Here is a 20,027-nt window from a genome sequence, read left to right as displayed (position 1 = left end):
CGCGGGCGCCTTGCGAAAGACCATGCGGCCCCGCAGGTTCAAGCTTCAGCCACCTGTTCCACCGCAGGTCGCAGCGTGTCACCCAGCAGCTTCACCAGGTCATCGAGCACGCGGGTTTTCTCCAGCACGTGGCACACGCCCTGTGCGGCCGCGCGGGCGCGCAGTTCGTCGCTGACGTAGCCCGAGACCAGGATGGTCGGCAGGCCCGGGCGCATGCGGCGGATGGCGGTGATCACGTCGAGCCCGGAGTGCTGGGGCATGTTGTAGTCGGTCACCACAATGTCGAAGGCCTGCGGGTCGGCGCGCACCACGGCCATGGCCTGCTCGGGCTCGCTGTGGTGCGACACGCGGTAACCGTGGCGCGCGAGCAGCTTTTCCAGCATGGCGGACATGAGCAGGTCGTCTTCGATCAGCAACACCCGTTCGCCTTGCCCGAGTCCTGCTTCGGGCTGAGCCACTGTGCCGCGGGCCGGGGCGGGCGCCACTCCACCGGGCGGGGCCGGAATGAAAATGTCGAACCGGGTGCCCTGACCGGGGTGTGAATGCACGCCGATGGCGGCATCGTGCGAGCGCACGATGCCGTGCACCACGGAGAGCCCCAGCCCCGTGCCCTTGCCCACCGGCTTGGTGGTGAAGAAGGGTTCGAAGATGCGCTGGCGCACCTGATCGTCCATGCCGCTGCCGTTGTCCTGCACCCACAGGCGCACATGGCGCCCGGGCAGCAGGCCCAGGGGCATGGCCGCGGCGGCACCGAGCACCACGGTGTCCAGCCCCACTTCAATGCGCCCACCCTGGTCGCCCAGCGCATGCCAGGCGTTGGTGCAGAGGTTGAGCAGCACCTGTTCAAACTGGGTGCGGTCGATCTCGGCGCTGGCCTCGGGGTCGTCGATGCATTCGATCAGCTGCACGCCGGCCGGCAGAGTGGAACGCAGCAGCGACAAGCTTTCACGCAGCACCGGCAGCACGGGCTGCACCTGGCGCCGGGCGGCGTCGCGCCGGCTGAAGCTCAGGATGCGGTCGACCAGGTTCCTGGCCCGGTCGCTGGCCTTGATGATCTGGTCCAGGCTGAGCGCCACATCGGCCGGGTTGCCGCCCTTGAGGTCTTCACGGGCCATGTGGGCGTTGCCCAGGATGGCCGCAAGCACGTTGTTGAAGTCGTGGGCGATGCCGCTGGCCAGCGTGCCGATGGACTCCATCTTTTGCACTTCGCCCAGCTGCTGTTCCAGCCGGCGCCGGGCCTCCTGTGCTTCGGTGCGGTCGGTGACGTCGGTGAGCAGGCCATCCCACACGATGAGGCCACCGTCCAAGACGCGCGGCGCAGACACCAGATGAATGCGGCGCACGCTGCCGTCGGGCCGGCGGAAGCGTGCTTCGCAGTCGAACACCTGCAGTGCTTCGGCGCAGCGCTGTTCGGCGGCGGCGAGGCTGGCCATGTCGTCCGGGTGGACGCTGCCGTACATCGTGATCGGGTCACGCAGCACATCGGCCACGGTCACACCGCAGACGCGTTCCACCGAGTCGGACACCTCGGTGAAGCGGCGATGGCCATCGGGTTCCATCACCACCTGGTACAGCACGGCGTTCTGCAGGTTGGCGCCCAGCGCGTGCATGCGGGCCTGGCTTTCACGCACCCGGGCTTCCGAGAGGCGCAGGGCTTCGAAAGGGGCACGGATGCTGGTGATGAAGGTGGCGCGGTAAAGCAGGGCGTAGGCCGTCACCTTGTAGAGGTGGCCCACCACGTTCTGGAAATCCGAGGGTGCCACATAGGCCGTGAAGGCAAATCCACCCAGACCCATGAAGAGGCAAGAGAGTGCGAGCAGAGCGTGTTGCCGCGATTGTTCGGATTTCGCCCGGCGCCACAGCACCAGCGCGAGCAGGCCGTTGAGCCCTACCAGCACGTACTCGTAGCCCGCCTTGAAAGGCGTCACGCCCTGCCCCGGCACAAAGGTGACGGGAAACAGATCGAGCGCGAAAGAGCCAAAGGCGATGATGACCAACGCCACCGCCAGGCCAATGCCCAGCAAGGCCGCCCGGGGCCAGCGGGGTGCCAGGCCCGCCGCGACGGCACCCAGCGTCAAGAACTCGAAGCTGCGGCCCATGAGCCAGAAGAAGATGGCCTGGGGCGTGCTGCTCTCGGTGAGCAAGGGTGGCATGCCTTCGTAGGTCAGGGCGTGCATCAGATCGCAGCCGATGACCACCACAAAACCCGCGAGCAAGGCGTTGGCACTGTGGTCCTGCTGGCGGTCGAGGGTGTGCCAGGACACCGTGACCACCAGCGCGGCGATCACGATGGCAAACAGCTCCAGCAGCAGGTGCAGTTCGAGCATGCGGCCGGCGAGCAGACCGCTGGCGGTGTCGGGTGGGACACTGACGATGCCGACCATGCCCAGCACCGCAAGCAGGCTGAGAAAACCGTATCTGAGCGGGTGGGTGAAGGCCATACCGTCACATTAACGGAAAAATGCGCGGCCTCTTGAAAAGCGCTGCCGCGCGGTCGCGGGCCGTTCCCGGGAAGCGTTTCGAGCGCCGGAGGCGCCCGCGGCACAACTGCCCGCGCCCGCCTCACTCAATCCGCAGTTCCTGCATCCAGCGCGCCCCGGGCGCAAAGTCGTCGCGATCGAACGCGCCGTAGGGCGGCTCGTCCAGGTTGTCGGGCGGCACACCGATGCGGTTGAGGTCCACCGCCTGGGGTTTGCCCACGAGGCCGGTGGGCGTGGCCGCGAACTTGAAGATGACACCGTTCCACAGCTTGGCCCCGAAGTCGGCGGGCTGCTTGAAGAAGAACAGCAGGCTGTGCTCCAGCCAGGCGAACTGGCCGGGCGCGACGGTGCCGGGCTGCGCATAGGGATACGGCACGAAGCAGCTGATTTCCTGCGCAGCGGGCAGGCACTTGAATTCGCGCATGGAGAGGAAATGGTCGCGCATCACGGCGGGGTCCATCTGCACGCGGAAGCGGGATGTGCCCTGCCCCTGCGGCTCGAAAAACACCGCGCCGATGCGGGTGCGCTGACCATCCTTGGTGAAGGCCACCAGCGCCTTCTCGCCGCTCAGCTCGAAGGCCTGGGCACCCGCTGTGGTGCTCAGGCCACACAGCAGCGCACACGCCAGCCCCCCGCGCCAGCTTCGGCGCGCAGCGGGCGGTGTGCGCCGCGGGTTCATGGCTTGATGGTCATGACCCACTCGGCCAGGGTCTTGATGTCGGCGGGGCTCATGCCGGGGTGAGGCGGCATGGGGATACGTCCCCACTTGCCCTTGGAGCCGTACTGGATGGACTGCACCAGCGAGGCCACGGCGTCTTTGTCGTCCTTGTATTTTTCGTGCACGGCACTGTAGGCCGGACCGACCACTTTTTCGTTGGCCGAGTGACAGGAGAAGCAGCCGTTGGCCTTGGCCATTTCAATGGCGGCGGCGGCGTCGAGCGCGTGGACCGGGGCGCTGAGGCCAGCAAGGGCGGAGACAAGGATCAGAACGGGTCGCATGGCAAGGCACCTGAAAGAAGAAAAGAGAGATGGAAAACAAACACGGGACAAAAAAAGGGCGGGGTCGACCGTTCGCACGCGTGCGGCGGCCGACACCGCCCAATGTGGCAGGGCCGCCCCTTCAGGCTGCGCCCCGCTGCCGCTGAATCACTTCATCAACTTGAAGGTCCAGACCGAGCCGCCCTGTTCGAGGAAGTTGACCTTCTTGGCCACTTCACCGCCCCACAGGGGCACCGCGCCGCCCCAGCCGGAGACCACGCTCACGTACTGCTCGCCGCCTTCGGTCCAGGTGATGGGAGGTGCCACCACGCCGGAGCCGGTCTGGAACTGCCACACCACCTTGCCGGTCTTGGCATCGGCGGCCTTGAGGTAGCCTTCAGGCGTGCCCCAGAACACCAGGTCGCCCGCGGTCAGCACACCACCCCAGAGCGGGGCTTCGTTCTTGACTTCCCACTCGACCTTGCCGGTCTTGGGGTTGATGGCGCGCAGCGAACCGATGTGGTCGTCAAACAGCGGCTTGATGGTGAAACCCGCGCCCAGGTAGGCGGCGCCCTTCTTGTAGGTGATGGGCTCGTTCCAGATCTCCATGCCCCATTCGTTGGTGGGCACGTAGAACAGGCCGGTCTTCGGGCTGTAGGCCATGGGCATCTGGTTCTTGCCACCCAGGAAACCCGGCGCCGAGAACACGGACTTGCCCTTGGCACCGTCGCCACCGGCGGCCGTCGGGTCGCCCGGGCGGTTGGCCGGGTCAAAGTTCGGGCGGCCGGTCTTGAGGTCGATGCCGGTGGCCCAGGTCACCTTCTTCACGAAGGGGAAGGCGTTGAGCAGCTTGCCGTTCTCGGCGTCCATCACGTAGAAGAAGCCGTTGCGGTCGGCCTTGGCGCCGACGCGCTTGCCGTCCATGTCGAAGGTGATGAACTCGTTCACGCCGTCGTAGTCCCAGCCGTCGTTGGGCGTGGTCTGGTAGTGCCACTTGATCTGGCCGGTCTTCACGTCGATGGCGACGGTGGAAGCCGAATACAGGTTGTCGCCCTTGCGCACATGGCTGTTCCAGGGGCCGGGGTTGCCGGTGCCGAAATAGGCCAGCTTGGTCTTGGGATCGTAGCTGCCGCCCAGCCAGGTGGCCGCGCCGCCGGTCTTCCAGGTCTCGCCAGGCCAGGTGGCGTTGGTGGTGCCGGTGATGCCGTTTTCCTTGCCGTCCTTGTAGCCCATGTGGCCTTCGACCACGGGGCGCGTCCAGACCATCTTGCCGGTCTTGGGGTCGCGCGCTTCGACGCGGCCAACCACGCCGAACTCACCACCGGAGACACCGGTCATGAGCAGGCCTTCGGCGATCAGCGGCGCAGCGGTGTAGCTGTAGCCGGCGGAGTAGTCGTCGATCTTCTCGCGCCAGACCACCTTGCCGGTTTCCTGGTCGAGCGCCACCAGCTGGGCGTCCAGCGTGCCGAAGATGACGAGGTTGTCGTACAGGGCAGCGCCGCGGTTGATCACGTCGCAGCAGGGCATGATGCCTTCGGGCAGGCGGTGCTCGTACTTCCAGAGCTTCTTGCCGGTCTTGGTGTCCACCGCGTAGATGCGCGAGTAGGACGCGGTGACGAACATCTTGCCGTTGTTGACCAGCGGCTGCGACTGCTGGCCGCGCTGCTTTTCACCACCGAACGACATGGACCACACGGGCACCAGCTTGCTGATGGTTTTTTCGTTGATACCGGTCAGCGGTGAATGGCGCTGGCCCTGGGTGCCGAGGCCCCAGCTGAGCACGTTGTCGGGTGTCTTGGCGTCGTCTGCGATCATCGCGTCGGTCACCCCCTGGGCGCTGACGTGGGCCGTGGCGGCCATGACCAAAAGGCTCAATAGAGTGCGTTTCACTGGGTGGTCTCCTGCTCGTTTGTGAGGTTGATGGCTTGTGGGAACTGGCCGTGCCGCCTGACCGCTCTTCTGGCTCCAGCCCCTCCGGTCTCGGACATGCACGCGGGGAAGAAATGGCAACTTCTGTGCCAGTGCAAACCCTAGGGTTTTCACTGATCGGAATACCCCCACAACGCCACGACCGGGCCGCCGGACGGCCGCAAATGCGCCAAACCCGAACCGGGTGGCGAGACACCCTTGTGACAGTGTTCAGAAATGTCGCAGTGCCTGCGGTGCAGCGCTCCCGGGCCGCAACACGGCACGCTGCTCAGGGCCGGCGGACAGGTTCAGCCAGCACGCGCTGTTCGTAACGCGGGTACCACTGCGTGAGCGATCGGTGCAGCTCGGCGGGCTGGGCGGCCCAGCGCTTGAAACGCTCGGGCACGGGCGTGCCCAGCACCTCGCCGAGGTCGAGGCCGCGCTCGGCACTGTTCTGCATCAGGCTCGTGAGCCAGCGCAGCCAGTCCCGCGTCTGCTGCACCCCGGCCACACCGCTGTGCACCGGGCCGTGGCTGGGAACCACGGTTTTTGCGGCACCGCTGGTGATGAGCTGTTCCAGCACATCCAGACTGGCCAGCCACGCGGCGAAGTCGGCGTGCGGTGTGGTGGGCACACGTTCGGCGAACACCAGACCGCCGGCAAACAGCACGCCGGTGTGGTGGTCGAGCAGCACCAGGTCGTCGGCGGTGTGGCCGTGCAGGCGTTGGAGTTCCAGCTTGTGCTGGCCGAGCTGCAGCGTCTGCGGCAGCACGGCCTCGCGCGCGGGGGTGGACTCTGTTCCACGCATCCAGTCGCCGCAGAGTCGGTAGAGGTTGTCGGCGTAGGCCGTGCCTTCGGCCTGCATGCCGCTGATGCTGCCGGCCAGCGCCTGCGTGGGCCGGTCGGCCCAGGCCTGGTTGCCGAAGAAATAGTCGGGGTGCAGGTTGAGTTCGATCACGCGTTGCACCGGCTCACGCGTGACGCGTTCGATGGCGCGGCGCTGCTGCTCGCCGTACAGGCGCGAAGGCCCGGTGTTGATGACCACCACGCCCGCGCCGGTGGCGATGAAGGCGGTGTTGATGATGTTGCAGCCGTTGGCACGGCTGAAGTCCTGCACCGCGCCTTCGATGACCCAGGTGCCATCGGCGATCTGGCGCGGTTGCAGGTCGTAGTTGAACGCGGCGGCGTCGGGCTTGGATGCCGGCGGTGGCACGGCGATGGTCTGTGCCTGCGCCGTACCCACGAGCGCAAACGCTGTGAAAAGCAGAAGCCGCTTCACACGCCCACCTCGGCATCAATCCGGTTGCCGTTGTTGTCGCGTCCGATCAGTCGCAGGCCTGGGACCGCCTGCGGTGGCAGTTCAAAGGTGATGATCGGGTTCTCCGACACCGGTTCGTGCAAGGCCAGCTTCCACCAGGCCTGGCCCGTGCTGTCCACCAGCTGCAGCTCTTCGATGTAGAAAGCCGGGATGCCCGCGACCAGCCCCGTGTCCATCGGGTGCATCACGCGCACCCGCAGGCGCCGGCTGCCTTCGAGCACGTTGTTGAAAAACCGCGCCTGCACCTGACCCAGGGTCTTGCTCCAGGAACCGTCGGCGCGCGTGAGGCCGGGCACCGTGCAGCCACCGCCAGCCGCCTGCACCCAGGTGCTGCCCACATGCCACTGGCCGTCCTGGGTCTGCACAAAGGCGCGCACCGGCGAGGCCTGCTCCATGCGGATGCGGAAGGCCAGCATGGGCAGCGCGCGCAGAGGTTCGAAGTCCAGCACCTGACGCACCGGGTTGCGGTCCACCGCCACGCGGATGCGCGCGACACCGCCACCCACCTGGCCGAGTCCGCGCGCGTCCACCAGCAGCGGCACGTTCATCGCGTCGTCGGCAAAGGCCGGGCCCTTGATCATCACCGCGTCGGAGAACTTCGCCGTGGCCTTGCCGATCGTCTGCTCGCGCAGACTGGGGTATTGCATGGAGCCCAGCGGATCACCGCCGGTCTGGTCGTCTTGCGCGCGTAGCGCGGCGGGCACCAACACGCCAAGCAAGCCGCAACCCAGCAGATGGCGGCGTTGAATGATCGGGCTCATCCACCGCCTCCCTTGCTCTTGACCCATCCGCGTTGCGGGTCGTAGCCCCACAAAGCGGCCACGAAAAACACCACGCCGCAGCCCACCACCACCGACCACGACAAGGCCGTGAACTGCCCCACCAGCGCATAGCGCATCGCCTCCACCGCGTGCGTGAAGGGGTTCCACTCCGCCAGCCGGAGCAGCCACCAGGCACCCGATTCTTCGAGCTTCCACAGCGGGTACAGCGCGGGGCTGATGAAGAACATGGGGAAGATCACGAAGTTCATCGTGCCGGCGAAGTTCTCCAGCTGCTTCACGTACACCGAGAGCATCAGCCCGAGCGCGGCCAGCATCGTGGCGCCGCAGGCCATGGCGACCAGCAGGCCCGGCAGGTTGGCCAGCGGCACCTCGACCCCGAAGGCCCAGGCGATGGCGAGGAACACCCCCATCTGCAGCACCGAGAGGCAGGTGCCCGCGAGCAGCTTGAAGGCCAGCAACCAGCCACGCGCCAGCGGCGCGGTGAGCAGCAGGCGCATGACACCCATCTCGCGGTCGTACACCATGGACAGCGAGCTCTGCATGCCGTTGAACAGGGCCACCATGCCGAGCAGGCCCGGCACCATGTAGGCCTTGTATTCGATGTAGGTCTCGTAGGGCGGCACGATGGCGACGCCGAACACGTTGTTGAACCCGGCGGAAAACACCACGAACCACAACAGCGGCCGCACCAGCGCCGAGCCCAGGCGCGTGGGCTGGCGCAGAAAACGGTTGAGCTCGCGCCCCACCACCGCGCGCAGTGCGCGCAGCAGGTGCAGGGGCAGCGGTGGCGCAACGGCCGGCATCACGGACGCGACTTGCATGCACTCTCCTGTTCATCGACACCCAGCGTGTCGAGCACTTCCCTGGGATGCAACACGCCGTCCAGCGGCGCGGTACCGACCACGCCGTCCACATGGCTCAGGAACAGCGACTGGCGCAGCTGGCCGTCCCAGGCCCGGAACGACAGATTGCGGCCCTTGAAGCCGTCGAGCGTGGTGCTGCCCCCGCGCAGCGCCTTGAGCTGCTGCGCCACCGGCGCCTTGGGGTTCTCGGCGAGCACGGTGGCCACCGCGCGGCCCGCCGCCCAGGCCGCCCAGTCGGGTCCCCGCATCGGCCGGTCCACCAGCTTGACAAAGCGGCGCGTGAGTTGCGGGCCGCCGTAGCGCTCCCACTGCGGGTGCCAGGCCGTGGCCACCAGGCCGTTGGCACCGACCACCGGGCGCGGCCACTGCGTGGCGTAGGGCAGCAAACGCGCGAACTCGCCGTCGCTGTCCATCACCGCCACCACCTCGTGTTCGCGGTCGCCGGTGAGCAGGCGCGTGTTGCCCAGGTCACGTTCGCGCGGGTCGCCGGTGAGCTTGAACGGCTTCTGCGCCACGACCTTGATGCCAAAGCGTTTGGCCGAGCGGTTGAAGGCCTCGGTCATCAGCGCGTCGCCCGGCAACGGCCCCTGCAACAGCAGCGCCTTGCGCCAGTTGCGTGCGGCCAGGTACTGGGCCAGCGCGTCGCCGAACATGGCGCGGCTGGGGGCCGTGTGCAACAGGTGGGCGGCACACTGGGCGCCGCGCAGGCTGTCGTCGTCCAGCGCGGCGTTGAACACGATGGCACCGCCCAGTGCAGCGGGCGCGGCCTGCACCAGGGCTCGCAGCTCGGCCAGCGGCAGATCGGCCACCACGTGCTGCACCCTCAGAGCCTTCAGCTCGGCCAGCGCCTTGGGCAGCGCCGCGGCGTTGGGCAGCACCACGTCCTTCACCACCAGCTCCAGCCCGGCCGCGTCCAGCTCAAACGCCGAGTCCTCCGCCGCCAGCTTCACGCCGTCGATGGCCCGCCCGGTCGGGTGACCCGGATAGCCCTTCTCCATGCGGCGCGGCGCGTGGCGCGGGTCGCCGTCCAGCGACACCACCGCGATGGTGACCTTGGTGGCCGCGAAAACCGGCGAAGAAAGAAAGCCCGAAACGCCCAACAACGCCAACCCAGCAGCGCGCCACAGACCCCAACCCAGAATGCCGCGGAACCGGCTTTGCCGGGCCGCAGGCATTGCCCCCCCGGGGGGGTATGCGGCTAAGCGAATTGCCGCTTGCGGCGGCAATTCGGGGCGCAGCGAGCAAGCAACGGGGGGGGTCATTTAACTAAGATCGAGTGCGGCACCCGCCCGGCCGGCACCGTCTTGATCGCCTTGCCACTGGCAGCATCCACCAGCGTCATGTCGTCCGACAGTCCGTTGGCCACGTACAGCGTCTTGCCGTCCGGCGCGAAGCCCATGCCCCAGGCGCGCTTGCCGACCAGGATCTGGCTCTTCACCGCCTTGGTGGCCACGTCGATCTGCGCCACATGGTTGGCCCTGCCCAACCCGACCCAGATGCTCTTGCCATCTGGGCTGATGGTCATGCCCACGGGCGTGATGTCGGCCTGGCGCATGCCCTTGACTTCGAACTTGATCTTCTGCTTCTCGGTGTGGGTCTTCGTGTCGACCACGCTGACGGTGGCGTCGAGTTCGTTGGTCACCCAGAGTTCGGCACCATCGGGCGACAGCACGAAGCGGCGCGGGCGCTTGCCGACCTTGATGTTCTTCGTGACCTTCTTCGTGGCGAGGTCGATCACGTGGACCACGTTGGCCACCTCGGAGGTGACGTAGGCCGTCTTGCCGTCGGGCGTGACCAGCACGCCTTCGGGCTCACCACCGGTCTTGACCTCGAACACCGCCTTCTTCGTGCCGATGTCGTAGGCGGCCACCACGTTCTCGTCTTCGATCGACACGTAAGCGGTCTTGCCGTCGGGGCTGAGGGCAAACATCTCGGGGCTGTCGCCCAGGGGCACCGTGCCGGCCAGCTTGCCGGTGGCCACGTCCACCACACCCATGGCGTTGCTGTCGCCACAGATCACGAGGATCTGCTGGCCGTCGCCGCTGAAGCGCATGTCGCGCGGACGCTTGCAGACGTCGATGGCGCCGGTGCGCTCACCCTGGGTGTCGAAGACATAGATCTTGTTGTCCTTCTCGCTCGACACATAGACCTTGCCGGCACCCTGGGCCTGGGCCGACAAGGCGAGCGAGGCGACAGCTCCGGCGAGTGACACGGCGCGCAGGGCAGAAGCCATCGTGGCACGAAGGGGCATGAAAAGTCTCCTGTCTTTCTGGGTATCGGCGAACGGTGTTCGTCCGGCGCACGTCGAGGTGCGCACGAGCGATCAGCAAAAACGGTGCCAGGCGCACGGGAACAGAAATTGCCTGAAAACCACCGGTGCCCGGGGCTTTCCCGGGCGCTGGAGACACAGACACCGCCCCATGAGACACATACCGTCACGCCCAGCGTTCAAAAATGGCACAGGGAAAACCCTCGATGCGTTCCACCACTGCACGAACGGGGTTTCACGGCGCGGCTTCATGGGCCTGGGCGCATCGCTCGCTTTCGCATCCGCGCTGCCCCGCGCCTTGGCGCAGCCGGGCAGCCCTGCGGCCACCCCCTGGCCCACCAAACCGCTGCAGCTCATCGTGCCCTGGCCCGCGGGCGGCCAGACCGACCTGACGCTGCGCGTCCTGTGCGAGGAGGCCGAGCCGCTGCTGGGCCAGCCCATCGTGGTCATCAACAAACCGGGCGCGGCGGGCACGCAGGTGGCGCCGCTGCTCAAGGCCGCCGAGCCCGACGGCCACACCATCGGCCAGGTCCCGATCACGGTGTACCGCCACGCCCTGATGAACCATGTGCCCTGGGACCCGGTGGCCGACCTCAGCCCGATCCTGCAGGTCTCGGGCGTCACCTTCGGCGTGCTGGTGCCCGCCAGCAGCCCCTGGAAAACGCTCGCCGATCTGGTGGACTGGGCGCAGAAGCACCCGGGTGAACTGGTGCTGGGCTCGACCGGCATCGGCACCACGGCCCATCTGGCGATGGAAGAGATCTTGCTGAACCACGATGTGCGCTACGTGCACGTGCCTTACAAGGGCACGGCCGACCAGATGCTGGCGATCGCGGGCGCACAGATCATGGCCGGCGTCAATTCCACCGGTTTCGCGCCCTGGGTGGACCGCGGCCAGATGCGTCTGCTGGCCACGTTCAGCGCGCAACGCAGCCCACGCTGGCCCGAGGTGCCGACGATGCGTGAGCTCGGCTACGAGCACGCGGTCTACACCTCGCCCTGGGGCCTGGCCGCACCGCGCGGCACACCGGAGGCGGTGGTGCAGAAACTGCACGAGGTGTTCCGCCGTGCCATGTTCAGCGAGCGGCACCAGGCCGCGCTGGCCAAGTACGATCAGGGCCTGGACTACCTCAACACGCACGACTACCGGCAAGCCGTGCTGGCCACGGTGGAGCACGAAAAGCGCCTGCTCAAACGCATGAACCTGCTGGCCCGCCCGAGCAGCTGACCGCTCCACCACGAACACCCGAACGATGACAGACACCTGCCTGCTGACCGCACAGAACCTGCACAAGGCCTACAACGGCAAACCCGCTCTCAAGGGCGTCAACGTGGCGCTGCAGGCCGGTGAAATGCTGGCCCTGCTGGGGCCCAACGGCGCCGGCAAGTCCACCCTGCTGCAGCTGCTGACCGGCCTGTTCAGCCCGGACCAGGGAACGATCGTGGTGATGGGCCACGACATGCAGCGCCACCCCAGCCGCGCGCTGGCTTCGCTGGGCGTGGTGTTCCAGCAGAGCGCGCTCGACATGGACCTCTCGGTGATGGCCAACCTGCTGTTCCATACCGACCTGCACGGCCTGCCGCGCGCGGTGGCCAAGCAGCGCATCGCCGAGGGGCTGGCGGCCATGGGCCTGGGCGATCAGGCCAAGGCCGTGGTGCGCAGCCTCTCGGGCGGCACACGGCGCAAGGTGGAGCTGGTACGGGCCCTGCTGCACGAGCCGGCCGTGTTGCTCATGGACGAGGCCACGGTGGGCCTGGACCCGGCCTCGCGCCAGCACCTGCTCGACACCGTTCGCGGCCTGTGCCACACGCGCGGCATGGCGGTGCTCTGGGCCACGCACCTGATCGAAGAGGTGAAGGTCGCCGACCGCCTGATGCTGCTGCACCAGGGCACGGTGCGCTTCGACGGTTCGATCGACGCCTTCATGCAGGCATCTCAGGGCGGCGATTTCCAGACCGAGGTGCTGCGCGCACTGGAAAAGCCAGGCCTGTGAGCGCACGCACCCTCCCCCTCTCCCAGAGGGAAAGGGGGAGGGGCGGGATCAGAACGCATAGCTGGCTGTCAAACCCAGACCCCACTGCCGACCCGGCGCGGGCTCGAAGAAGCGGCGGTTGCCGTCGTTCGCGATGACCGAACCGATGTAGGCCTTGTCGGCCAGGTTGTCCAGGCGCAGCGATTCGCGCAGCTTCCAGGCGCCCAGCTTCTGCTCGAAACCCAGGCGCAGGTTGAACAGGGTGGCGGCCTCGGTGCGGTCACTGTTGAGATCGTCCACCGCCATGCCGCCCTGGTGCACCAGCTCCAGCGCGGCCGTCATGCCGGGCACGGCGCGCGGCTGCCAGGCCAGCTCGGCGAACAGCGCGCGGTCCACCGTGCCGGGAATGCGGTTGCCCTTGGCCACCGTGGCGCCACTGCTGCTGGCAAAGGCGTCGGCGAACTTCGCACTCAGCGTGGACAGCGCCACGTGCGTGCGCCACTCGGGCGCGAGCTGCCCGCTGTAGGCCAGCTCCAGGCCGGAGCGGCGGGTGCTGCCGGCGTTGGTGTAGATGGTGCGGCCCCCGCTGCTGGAGGCCACCACGATCTCGTTGCTGGTGTTGATGCGGAACAGCGCCACGTCGAGGCGGTGGCCCTCGGCCAGCTTCGTTTTCAGGCCCAGTTCCATGTGCGTGCTGCGCGCCGAGCGCAGGGCCAGGTTGGGGCCGCTGCCGTCGGCGGTGTACGCGATCTCGGTGAGCGTGGGCGTCTCGAAGCCCCGGCCCACGTTGGCGTAAAGGTTGGTGTCGGCGCTCAGGTGGCGCGTGATGCCCAGCACCGGGTTGGTGGCGCTGAAGTCGACCTCGCCGCTGTCGTCGGGGTTGCTGCCGTTGATGAAGCGGTCTTTGACGCGAAAGTCCACCCGGTTCAGGCGCAGGCCGGCTACCGCGCTCCAGTCTTCGTTGATGGCCCAGTCGGCCTGGGTGTAGAGGCCGGCGCTGTCGACGCTGTCGTCTTCGTCGCGCTTGAGATCGCCCTGCGTACCGAAGTTGTTGATGTAGCCGCGGCGCTGTTCGCTCATGCGGTCCAGGTCCAGCCCGGCGCTGAGCTGCACCTGGCCTTCACCGGCCGGGATGCGGCGCGTGTAGCGCAGGCCGGCCCCGCTGTAGCGGCGGTCCAGCTGCACGATGCCACCGGCCGCCGTGGGCGCGGTCTGCACAAACAGCGGGATGGAGAGGCGGTTGTCCAGATCGCGCTGGCCGGCGTAGACCCGCGCATTGAGGCTGCTGGCGGCGTCCAGCCGGTGGTCCAGCACCAGGCCGAGCTGGCGCTGCGACACGTCCTTGCCGGCCTTGTAAAGCGTCGAGTTGGTCACGGCCTGGCGCGGGTCGGCTTCAAACTGCTCGCGCGTCAGGCCCAATGGATCGCCCGACACCGGCTGATCGAACACATTGGCCACGACGGTCAGGCGGGTCTGCTCGCTGAGGCTCCAGCGCAGCTTGGCGTTGAGGTGCTGGCGCTCGGCCGCGCTGTTGACGCGCCAGCCATCGGTCTGGAAGTCGCTCAGGTCGACCACGTAGTTGAGCGCCCCGCTCTGCCCCGCGGCCTGCAGGCCGTAGCGGCGCAGGCCCTCGCTGCCCAGGTCGACGCTCGTGCGCAGCTCGGGCCGCTCGGGGCCGTCGGCGGTGAACACCTGCAGCACGCCCGCCGACGAGTTGCCGTACAGCTGGGCCAGCGGACCGCGCAGCACCTCGATGCGCTCGGCCGAAGGCAGGCTGATGGTGGAGGCCTGGCCCTGGCCGTCGGGCATGGTGGCGGGGATGCCGTCCACGATCAGGCGCGCGCCGCGGATGCCGAAGGGCGCACGCGAGCCGGAGCCGCGGATGGAGAGCTGCAGGTCTTGCGCGTAGTTCTGGCGGTTGAGCACCGTGATGCCGGGGATGCGGTTCAGCGACTCGGACAGGTTGACCTGCGGCCCGGCGGCCTCGATGGTCTCGCGGCCAATGCCCTGGATGGCGGCCGGCGCGTCGAAGCTCTGTTGCGCCTCACGGTTGGCGGTGACCACCACCTCCGACAGGGTCTGGGCGCCTGCCGTGCCGGCCAGGGCCATGAGGAGCGCGGCGTTCAGGCGCAGCAGGGTGAAGGTGGGGCGTGGGGTCATGTCTTGTCTCCATCAAATCCCCAGCGCACTCGTGCACGCTGGGTCGGTGGCGGTTGTTCCACCCGATTCTGGCTACAAGTTCCGTGCCACGCCTTTTGTGGTCGAAGGTGTCCGGAAATGGAACAGTCAGCTGGTGGGCCTCGTCCCACCTTCCCGGTACTCCCTGGGCCCCACGCCGAATTGCTGCTTGAAGACGCGTGTGAAATGTGAAGGGTCGGTGAACCCCCAGGCGTAGGCGATTTCAGCGATGCTGCTGTCGCGGTACGCCCGGCTGCGCAGGTCTTCCCTGCAACGCTCCAGCCGCTGCGTCCGGATCCAGACCGACGCGCTCACCCCGATCTGCGCGAACAGCATGTGCACGTAGCGGGGCGACATGTGGTTGGCGGTCGCAATGCTGGTTGGCGACAGCTGCTCGTCCTGCAGGTTGGTGAGGATGTGGTCCTGCAACTGCTTCAGGTAGCGCAACGCCAGACCGCGCTGCGGCACCTCCACCCGGTGGCTCATGGCCGCTGTCAGCAGCTCCAGCGTGGCCCGACGCACGGCCGCGTGGTCGTTTTCGGTGAACACATCGAGTTGCCTGGCCAGGCTGTCGACATGGGAGTACAGGACAGCACCAATCCCCACGCGGCTGTCGATGACCGTACCGGTGAACGCCGAACCCCGGGGCAGCCGCTCCTGCACATCGGCCCACGGCAGCACCAGCGAGACCTTGTGCAGGCGCTCCATCACGGTGAACTCGGTGGGTTGCGAGCCGCTCCAGATGAGCATGTCGCCCGCGCCCAGGCTGATGTCTTCGTCGCCGAAGTGAAACCGTTCGCGACCGGCCTTGGTGATCTGGACACCGATGTAGGGCTCCGGCGCGCGTTCGATGAACTGCGGCAGGCGCCGCCCGGTGCAGGGGTCGCAGACACATTCGACCACGCGCACACCGCTGAAATTCCGGTTGCGAACGCTGGCCGTGAACCCGTTGCCGACCGCTTGAGAGACCTGCCACTCACCGTAGTTCTCGGTGAGCGCAGCCTGCCAGGCGTCGGTGGCGTCGGAGCGGGTGAGGCCCGCGGTTGACCACTCGTGAACCGGCGCGGTATCGGCCGTTTTCGTCTTCATCAGCATCTGCGTCTCCGATGGTTCTGAGGTCTTCTGCCGGACCGTCCACACCCCTCGGCATGATAGGCCCGAGAGCGGCTGGCTCCAAGGCAAAAGGGTAGTCGGCAAGCACGGATCTCATGGGATGGGAGCGAAAGGTCAGTGGATGCAGAGCGAAGTCCCCCGGCGCGACAGCACAAGGGTTTTCACCAAAAGGCCAGGCCTTCAGCGGTAGTGGCCGTGCGTCTCCAACACCTCTATCTTGTAGCCGTCCGGGTCCAGGATGAAGAAGAAGCGCGCCAACAGCGTGTCGCCCACCTTGAACTCTTTGACCGGCAAAGGTCCGTGGCCGGCCTGCACCAGCTCTGCGTGCCGAGCCGACACATCGTCCACCACGACCGCCACATGACCGTAGCCATCGCCATGGGTGTAGGGCTCTTGACGTCCCTGGTTCCAGGTCAGCTCGATTTCGGCATCGGCCTCGGCATTGCGCAGGTACACCAGCGAAAAATCCGGGAAGTCCAGCCGGTGCGACGGGGTCAGCGCCAGCACCTCGCGGTAGAAGCGGAGGGAGGCGTCCAGATCGCGAACCCGGATCATGGTGTGGATGAGCTTGGCCATGGAGACGTGGGCGTGTCTCAGGCCGCCGTGAAGGTCTGCACAACGATCTTCTGGTGGCGAACCACCAGGGTGTCGGTCGCGATGTTCACGAACGGCTTGGCTTCCCACACCAGGTAGGCCACGTCGCGGTCAATGGCCTGCGCGTTGATCTTGAACGCCTCCCAGAACCCGGGCTTGACCGATTTCAGGAAGCCATCGAAGAAGCCCCTGATCTCCGCCACGCCTCGGTACTGCTTGTCGTGCGTGAGGATGACCGATGTCGCGCTGTAGTCGCGCATGAGCTCGTCGAGGCCTTTCGCGAAGGCGCCCAGGTGATGCGCCAGAACCTTCTGGGTGGCGCTCGACGCCTGCTCGCCAGCGGCGGCATCGCTGGACGTGGCGAGGAGCGGCAGAGCGAGCGCCAACGCGCCTCCTGCCAAAGCCTGCCGCCGGTTGAATGGGTTCATCTGTGTCATGTGGTTTCTCTGTTCAGGACAACGCAGTGAAGGTCTGGACGTGGATCTTGCCGTTGCGAATCAGCAGGGTGTCGGTGGCCAGCTTGATGAATGGCGCCGCCTCCCAAACCAGGTAAGCCGTGTCGCCACTGACGTCCTGCCGCACGATCTTGAAGGCGTCCCAGAAGCCGGGTTGAATGCCTTTCAGGAAGGCGTCAAAGAAGGCGCGAATGCCCGCCAGACCGGTGATGGTCTGGTCTTTCAGGAAGATGGACGAATGCTCCGTGTAGTCGGCAACGAGCGCGTCAAGCCCTTGGCTGAAAGCCTGAAGGTGGTGGTCGAACACCTCTTGCGCCGTTCGTACACGATCGGGTGATGCAAGTTCAGACATGGCAGTTCTCCTTGGTTTCCTTCAGCCCCAGGCGCCTTGCGCCTCTTCCCAGCCGATCACGGCGATCGGCGAGCCGTCGGGCTTGATGAAGGTCAAGGGCCCGAGGAAGGTCATGTAGAACTCGCTGTCGATGGGGAAGTTGGTGCGGTCGTGGCGCGCACCCGAAGACTCGAAACCGTAGCCGGGGGCCACGGCCGTGTCGCCACCGGCGGCCTTGCCGCCACGCACGTCCATGCGGCCCCGGGTGAGGAAGTACTCGCCGGGGCCGGCGTGAATGTGGGAGGCGAAAGACGAGCCCGCGGGGCAGTCGAAGATCGCCGTCCACGACCCCATCTCGGGCGCCACGTTGAGCAGCTTCCAGCGAATACCGCCGGTCGAGAACGCATCGGGAAAGGGCTGCCATTCAAGGGCATCGATCTGCACATACGCTTCGTTGGTTTTGGGTTTCATGGTGGTCTCCGGTGTTGAGGTGGGGCGATGCAACCAGGGCCGACCCAGATGGGATCAAGCCCCCGTTCCGGCGGCGCTTCTGGTGTTCATCTTTTGCGGTTCACTCCAGCGCGATGCCGTGCCGCAAGGTTAGGCGCGCCGCGCTGGCGCAGCCTGATCCTCCGCGCAAGGCGAATTGACCATGCGCGCACATCAGGGTTAGCACCGACGCGCACTGCGCGCGCCACCCACAACCGGGCAACCCCTAGGTTGACTCCGCGTCCAGCTCCGCCATCTCGGCCTCGGTGAACACCCGCGAGCGCGTGTGAAACGCCTTGCCCTCGGGCCCTTCGAGCGAGAAGGTGCCGCCGTGGCCCTCGATCACGTCGATGATGAGCTGCGTGTGGCGCCAGTAGGCGTATTGCGCCTTGCCGATGTAGAACGGGCAGCCGCCGATTTGGCCCAGGTACACGTCGCCCGCGCCCATGGTGATCTCGCCGGGCAGGTAGCAGTTGGCCGCGCTGTTGTCGCAGCAGCCACCCGACTGGTGAAACATCAGCTCGGGGCCGTGTTGGATCTTGAGGAACTCAATGAGTTCGACCGCGGCCGGTGTGGCAATGACTTTTTCAACCATCTCTTGTCTCCTTGTTCTGAAAAGGCAAAAAGGGGAGCCGTTGCCAGCTCCCCTTTGATCTCACTTCAATCCGGCTGGATCAGAAGAAGCCCAGCTTGTTTTCCGAGTAGGAAACGAGCAGGTTCTTCGTCTGCTGGTAGTGATCGAGCATCATCTTGTGGGTCTCGCGGCCGATGCCCGATTCCTTGTAGCCACCGAACGCGGCGTGTGCCGGGTAGGCGTGGTAGCAGTTGGTCCACACACGGCCCGCCTTGATCGCGCGGCCCATGCGGTAGGCCACGTTGCCGTTGCGGCTCCACACGCCGGCGCCCAGGCCATACAGCGTGTCGTTGGCGATTTCGAGCGCTTCGGCTTCGTCCTTGAAGGTGGTCACGGCCAGCACGGGGCCGAAGATCTCTTCCTGGAAGATGCGCATCTTGTTGTGGCCCTTGAACAGCGTGGGCTGCACGTAGTAGCCGCCTTCCAGATCACCACCCAGGTGGGCCTGACCGCCACCGGCCAACACTTCGGCGCCTTCGGCCTTGCCCAGCTCCAGGTAGGACAGGATCTTGGTCAGCTGCTCTTTGGAGGCCTGCGCGCCCATCATGCTGTCGGTGTCCAGCGGGTTGGCGTGCTGGATGGCGGCCACGCGCTTCAAGACGCGCTCCATGAACTTGTCGTAGATGGATTCTTGAATCAGCGCGCGGCTCGGGCAGGTGCAGACCTCGCCCTGGTTGAACGCGAACAGCACCAGGCCTTCGACGGCCTTGTCGAGGAAGGCGTCGTCCTTGTCCATGATGTCGGCGAAGAACACGTTGGGGCTCTTGCCACCCAGCTCCAGCGTGGCCGGGATCAGGTTGTTGGCAGCGGCCTGGGCGATCACGCGGCCGGTGGTGGTGGAGCCGGTGAAGGCGATCTTGGCGATGCGCTTGCTCGTGGCGAGCGGCATGCCGGCTTCGCGGCCATAGCCGTTGACGATGTTCAGCACGCCAGGGGGCAGCAGGTCGGCGATCAGCTCGGCCAGGATCAGGATGGAGATCGGGGTGGACTCGGCCGGCTTGAGCACCACGCAGTTGCCGGCGCCGATGGCCGGGGCCAGTTTCCAGGCCGCCATCAGGATCGGGAAGTTCCAGGGAATGATCTGGCCGACCACGCCCAGCGGTTCCTGGATGTGGTACGCCATGGTGTTCTCGTCGATCTCGCTGACGCCACCTTCCTGTGCGCGCACGCAGCCCGCGAAGTAGCGGAAGTGGTCGACGGTCAGCGGGATGTCGGCGTTGAGCGTTTCGCGTATTGCCTTGCCGTTGTCCACGGTCTCGGCGTAGGCCAGCAGCTCCAGGTTCTGCTCGATGCGGTCGGCGATCTTCAGCAGGATGTTGGAACGCGTGGCGGCGTCGGTCTTGCCCCACTTGTCGGCGGCGGCGTGGGCGGCGTCGAGCGCGAGTTCGATGTCTTCGGCGGTGGAGCGCGCGGCCTGCGTGTAGACCTGGCCACTCACGGGCGTGATCACGTCAAAGTACTGGCCCTTGCACGGCACGACCCATTTGCCGCCAATGAAGTTGTCATAGCGCGGTTTGTAGGCGATCTTGGCGCCGGCGACGCCTGGGGCTGCGTAAATCATGTTTGTCGTCCTCTGGGATGGTGAAAAAAAGGTGAATCGCCCGATGGGCTGCCTTCATCACCACAACTTCCGTGCCACGCCAGAAGACCGACTCAAATTGA

At 66.6% G+C, this 20,027-nt stretch carries 19 protein-coding genes; 2 read left to right on the top strand and 17 right to left on the bottom strand.

The annotated features are described in order from the left end of the window. Positions 1 to 38: 38 nt before the first annotated feature. The 9 genes from ACN5W5_RS01510 to ACN5W5_RS01470 form a co-directional block, all read right to left on the bottom strand. On the bottom strand, positions 39 to 2,441 hold the full coding sequence (locus ACN5W5_RS01510; RefSeq protein WP_420046839.1) for an MASE3 domain-containing protein: 2,403 nt from the start codon (positions 2,439 to 2,441) through the stop codon (positions 39 to 41). A 121-nt stretch (positions 2,442 to 2,562) separates the two neighbouring features. Beyond that, the gene (locus ACN5W5_RS01505; protein ID WP_420046838.1) at positions 2,563 to 3,159 is read right to left on the bottom strand and encodes a hypothetical protein; all 597 of its coding nucleotides are present in this window, start codon (positions 3,157 to 3,159) and stop codon (positions 2,563 to 2,565) included. Next, on the bottom strand, positions 3,156 to 3,479 hold the full coding sequence (locus ACN5W5_RS01500; protein ID WP_420046837.1) for a c-type cytochrome: 324 nt from the start codon (positions 3,477 to 3,479) through the stop codon (positions 3,156 to 3,158). The genes ACN5W5_RS01505 and ACN5W5_RS01500 overlap by 4 nt, the downstream gene beginning before the upstream one ends. Positions 3,480 to 3,626: 147 nt before the next feature. Then, positions 3,627 to 5,318, bottom strand: a complete 1,692-nt coding sequence (locus ACN5W5_RS01495) for a PQQ-dependent methanol/ethanol family dehydrogenase (RefSeq protein WP_420046836.1) — start codon at positions 5,316 to 5,318, stop codon at positions 3,627 to 3,629. A 337-nt stretch (positions 5,319 to 5,655) separates the two neighbouring features. Next, entirely contained in the window at positions 5,656 to 6,645 is a 990-nt protein-coding gene (locus ACN5W5_RS01490; protein WP_420046835.1) for a quinoprotein relay system zinc metallohydrolase 1, read from the bottom strand. Next, entirely contained in the window at positions 6,642 to 7,445 is an 804-nt protein-coding gene (locus ACN5W5_RS01485) for a quinoprotein dehydrogenase-associated SoxYZ-like carrier (RefSeq protein ID WP_420046834.1), read from the bottom strand. Before ACN5W5_RS01485 ends, ACN5W5_RS01490 begins: the two co-directional genes overlap by 4 nt. Next, a complete protein-coding gene (locus ACN5W5_RS01480) occupies positions 7,442 to 8,287 on the bottom strand; it encodes an ABC transporter permease (protein ID WP_420046833.1) in 846 nt (281 codons plus the stop codon). Before ACN5W5_RS01480 ends, ACN5W5_RS01485 begins: the two co-directional genes overlap by 4 nt. Then, the gene (locus tag ACN5W5_RS01475) at positions 8,269 to 9,438 is read right to left on the bottom strand and encodes a branched-chain amino acid ABC transporter substrate-binding protein (protein ID WP_420046832.1); all 1,170 of its coding nucleotides are present in this window, start codon (positions 9,436 to 9,438) and stop codon (positions 8,269 to 8,271) included. Before ACN5W5_RS01475 ends, ACN5W5_RS01480 begins: the two co-directional genes overlap by 19 nt. Positions 9,439 to 9,587: 149 nt before the next feature. Next, positions 9,588 to 10,580, bottom strand: coding sequence for a PQQ-dependent catabolism-associated beta-propeller protein (locus ACN5W5_RS01470; RefSeq protein WP_420046831.1), 993 nt, complete (start codon positions 10,578 to 10,580; stop codon positions 9,588 to 9,590). Positions 10,581 to 10,848: 268 nt separating this feature from the next. Between ACN5W5_RS01470 and ACN5W5_RS01465 the strand changes: the two genes are divergently transcribed. Beyond that, positions 10,849 to 11,826, top strand: coding sequence for a tripartite tricarboxylate transporter substrate binding protein (locus ACN5W5_RS01465; RefSeq protein WP_420046830.1), 978 nt, complete (start codon positions 10,849 to 10,851; stop codon positions 11,824 to 11,826). Between the two features lie 25 nt (positions 11,827 to 11,851). Next, a complete protein-coding gene (locus ACN5W5_RS01460) occupies positions 11,852 to 12,592 on the top strand; it encodes an ATP-binding cassette domain-containing protein (RefSeq protein WP_420046829.1) in 741 nt (246 codons plus the stop codon). Between the two features lie 48 nt (positions 12,593 to 12,640). On the opposite strand, the gene ACN5W5_RS01455 is transcribed toward ACN5W5_RS01460, so the two are convergent. From ACN5W5_RS01455 to ACN5W5_RS01420, 8 genes are all read right to left on the bottom strand, one after another. Continuing rightward, positions 12,641 to 14,731 (bottom strand): TonB-dependent receptor family protein, encoded by a 2,091-nt coding sequence (locus tag ACN5W5_RS01455; protein WP_420046828.1) that lies wholly within the window; start codon positions 14,729 to 14,731, stop codon positions 12,641 to 12,643. Positions 14,732 to 14,857: 126 nt separating this feature from the next. Then, positions 14,858 to 15,838, bottom strand: coding sequence for a helix-turn-helix domain-containing protein (locus ACN5W5_RS01450; RefSeq protein WP_420046827.1), 981 nt, complete (start codon positions 15,836 to 15,838; stop codon positions 14,858 to 14,860). Positions 15,839 to 16,042: 204 nt separating this feature from the next. Beyond that, positions 16,043 to 16,438 carry a VOC family protein gene (locus tag ACN5W5_RS01445; RefSeq protein ID WP_420046826.1) on the bottom strand — a complete coding sequence of 132 codons (396 nt, stop codon included), beginning with the start codon at positions 16,436 to 16,438 and terminating at the stop codon, positions 16,043 to 16,045. A gap of 17 nt (positions 16,439 to 16,455) precedes the next feature. Further along, the gene (locus ACN5W5_RS01440) at positions 16,456 to 16,893 is read right to left on the bottom strand and encodes a nuclear transport factor 2 family protein (protein WP_420046825.1); all 438 of its coding nucleotides are present in this window, start codon (positions 16,891 to 16,893) and stop codon (positions 16,456 to 16,458) included. Between the two features lie 13 nt (positions 16,894 to 16,906). After that, entirely contained in the window at positions 16,907 to 17,263 is a 357-nt protein-coding gene (locus ACN5W5_RS01435) for a nuclear transport factor 2 family protein (protein WP_420046824.1), read from the bottom strand. Positions 17,264 to 17,284: 21 nt separating this feature from the next. Beyond that, positions 17,285 to 17,713 (bottom strand): cupin domain-containing protein, encoded by a 429-nt coding sequence (locus ACN5W5_RS01430; RefSeq protein ID WP_420046823.1) that lies wholly within the window; start codon positions 17,711 to 17,713, stop codon positions 17,285 to 17,287. A gap of 244 nt (positions 17,714 to 17,957) precedes the next feature. Next, on the bottom strand, positions 17,958 to 18,326 hold the full coding sequence (locus ACN5W5_RS01425) for a DUF779 domain-containing protein (protein ID WP_420046822.1): 369 nt from the start codon (positions 18,324 to 18,326) through the stop codon (positions 17,958 to 17,960). A gap of 79 nt (positions 18,327 to 18,405) precedes the next feature. Continuing rightward, positions 18,406 to 19,926 (bottom strand): aldehyde dehydrogenase family protein, encoded by a 1,521-nt coding sequence (locus ACN5W5_RS01420; RefSeq protein WP_420046821.1) that lies wholly within the window; start codon positions 19,924 to 19,926, stop codon positions 18,406 to 18,408. Positions 19,927 to 20,027 lie beyond the last annotated feature (101 nt).

It is taken from the genome of Hydrogenophaga sp. ZJX-1, from assembly GCF_048590325.1.
In the GTDB taxonomy this organism is placed as follows: domain Bacteria; phylum Pseudomonadota; class Gammaproteobacteria; order Burkholderiales; family Burkholderiaceae_C; genus Hydrogenophaga.
This window is presented reverse-complemented; position numbering and strand designations above follow the sequence as displayed.

Bases quoted from the DNA above. Each gene is read 5' to 3' on its own strand.
- ACN5W5_RS01510 (WP_420046839.1), bottom strand. From the start codon at position 2,441: ATGGCCTTCACCCACCCGCTCAGATACGGTTTTCTCAGCCTGCTTGCG.
- ACN5W5_RS01505 (WP_420046838.1), bottom strand. From the start codon at position 3,159: ATGAACCCGCGGCGCACACCGCCCGCTGCGCGCCGAAGCTGGCGCGGG.
- ACN5W5_RS01500 (WP_420046837.1), bottom strand. From the start codon at position 3,479: ATGCGACCCGTTCTGATCCTTGTCTCCGCCCTTGCTGGCCTCAGCGCC.
- ACN5W5_RS01495 (WP_420046836.1), bottom strand. From the start codon at position 5,318: ATGGCCGCCACGGCCCACGTCAGCGCCCAGGGGGTGACCGACGCGATG.
- ACN5W5_RS01485 (WP_420046834.1), bottom strand. From the start codon at position 7,445: ATGAGCCCGATCATTCAACGCCGCCATCTGCTGGGTTGCGGCTTGCTT.
- ACN5W5_RS01480 (WP_420046833.1), bottom strand. From the start codon at position 8,287: ATGCAAGTCGCGTCCGTGATGCCGGCCGTTGCGCCACCGCTGCCCCTG.
- ACN5W5_RS01470 (WP_420046831.1), bottom strand. From the start codon at position 10,580: ATGCCCCTTCGTGCCACGATGGCTTCTGCCCTGCGCGCCGTGTCACTC.
- ACN5W5_RS01465 (WP_420046830.1), top strand. From the start codon at position 10,849: ATGGGCCTGGGCGCATCGCTCGCTTTCGCATCCGCGCTGCCCCGCGCC.
- ACN5W5_RS01460 (WP_420046829.1), top strand. From the start codon at position 11,852: ATGACAGACACCTGCCTGCTGACCGCACAGAACCTGCACAAGGCCTAC.
- ACN5W5_RS01455 (WP_420046828.1), bottom strand. From the start codon at position 14,731: ATGACCCCACGCCCCACCTTCACCCTGCTGCGCCTGAACGCCGCGCTC.
- ACN5W5_RS01450 (WP_420046827.1), bottom strand. From the start codon at position 15,838: ATGAAGACGAAAACGGCCGATACCGCGCCGGTTCACGAGTGGTCAACC.
- ACN5W5_RS01445 (WP_420046826.1), bottom strand. From the start codon at position 16,438: ATGGCCAAGCTCATCCACACCATGATCCGGGTTCGCGATCTGGACGCC.
- ACN5W5_RS01440 (WP_420046825.1), bottom strand. From the start codon at position 16,893: ATGACACAGATGAACCCATTCAACCGGCGGCAGGCTTTGGCAGGAGGC.
- ACN5W5_RS01435 (WP_420046824.1), bottom strand. From the start codon at position 17,263: ATGTCTGAACTTGCATCACCCGATCGTGTACGAACGGCGCAAGAGGTG.
- ACN5W5_RS01430 (WP_420046823.1), bottom strand. From the start codon at position 17,713: ATGAAACCCAAAACCAACGAAGCGTATGTGCAGATCGATGCCCTTGAA.
- ACN5W5_RS01425 (WP_420046822.1), bottom strand. From the start codon at position 18,326: ATGGTTGAAAAAGTCATTGCCACACCGGCCGCGGTCGAACTCATTGAG.
- ACN5W5_RS01420 (WP_420046821.1), bottom strand. From the start codon at position 19,926: ATGATTTACGCAGCCCCAGGCGTCGCCGGCGCCAAGATCGCCTACAAA.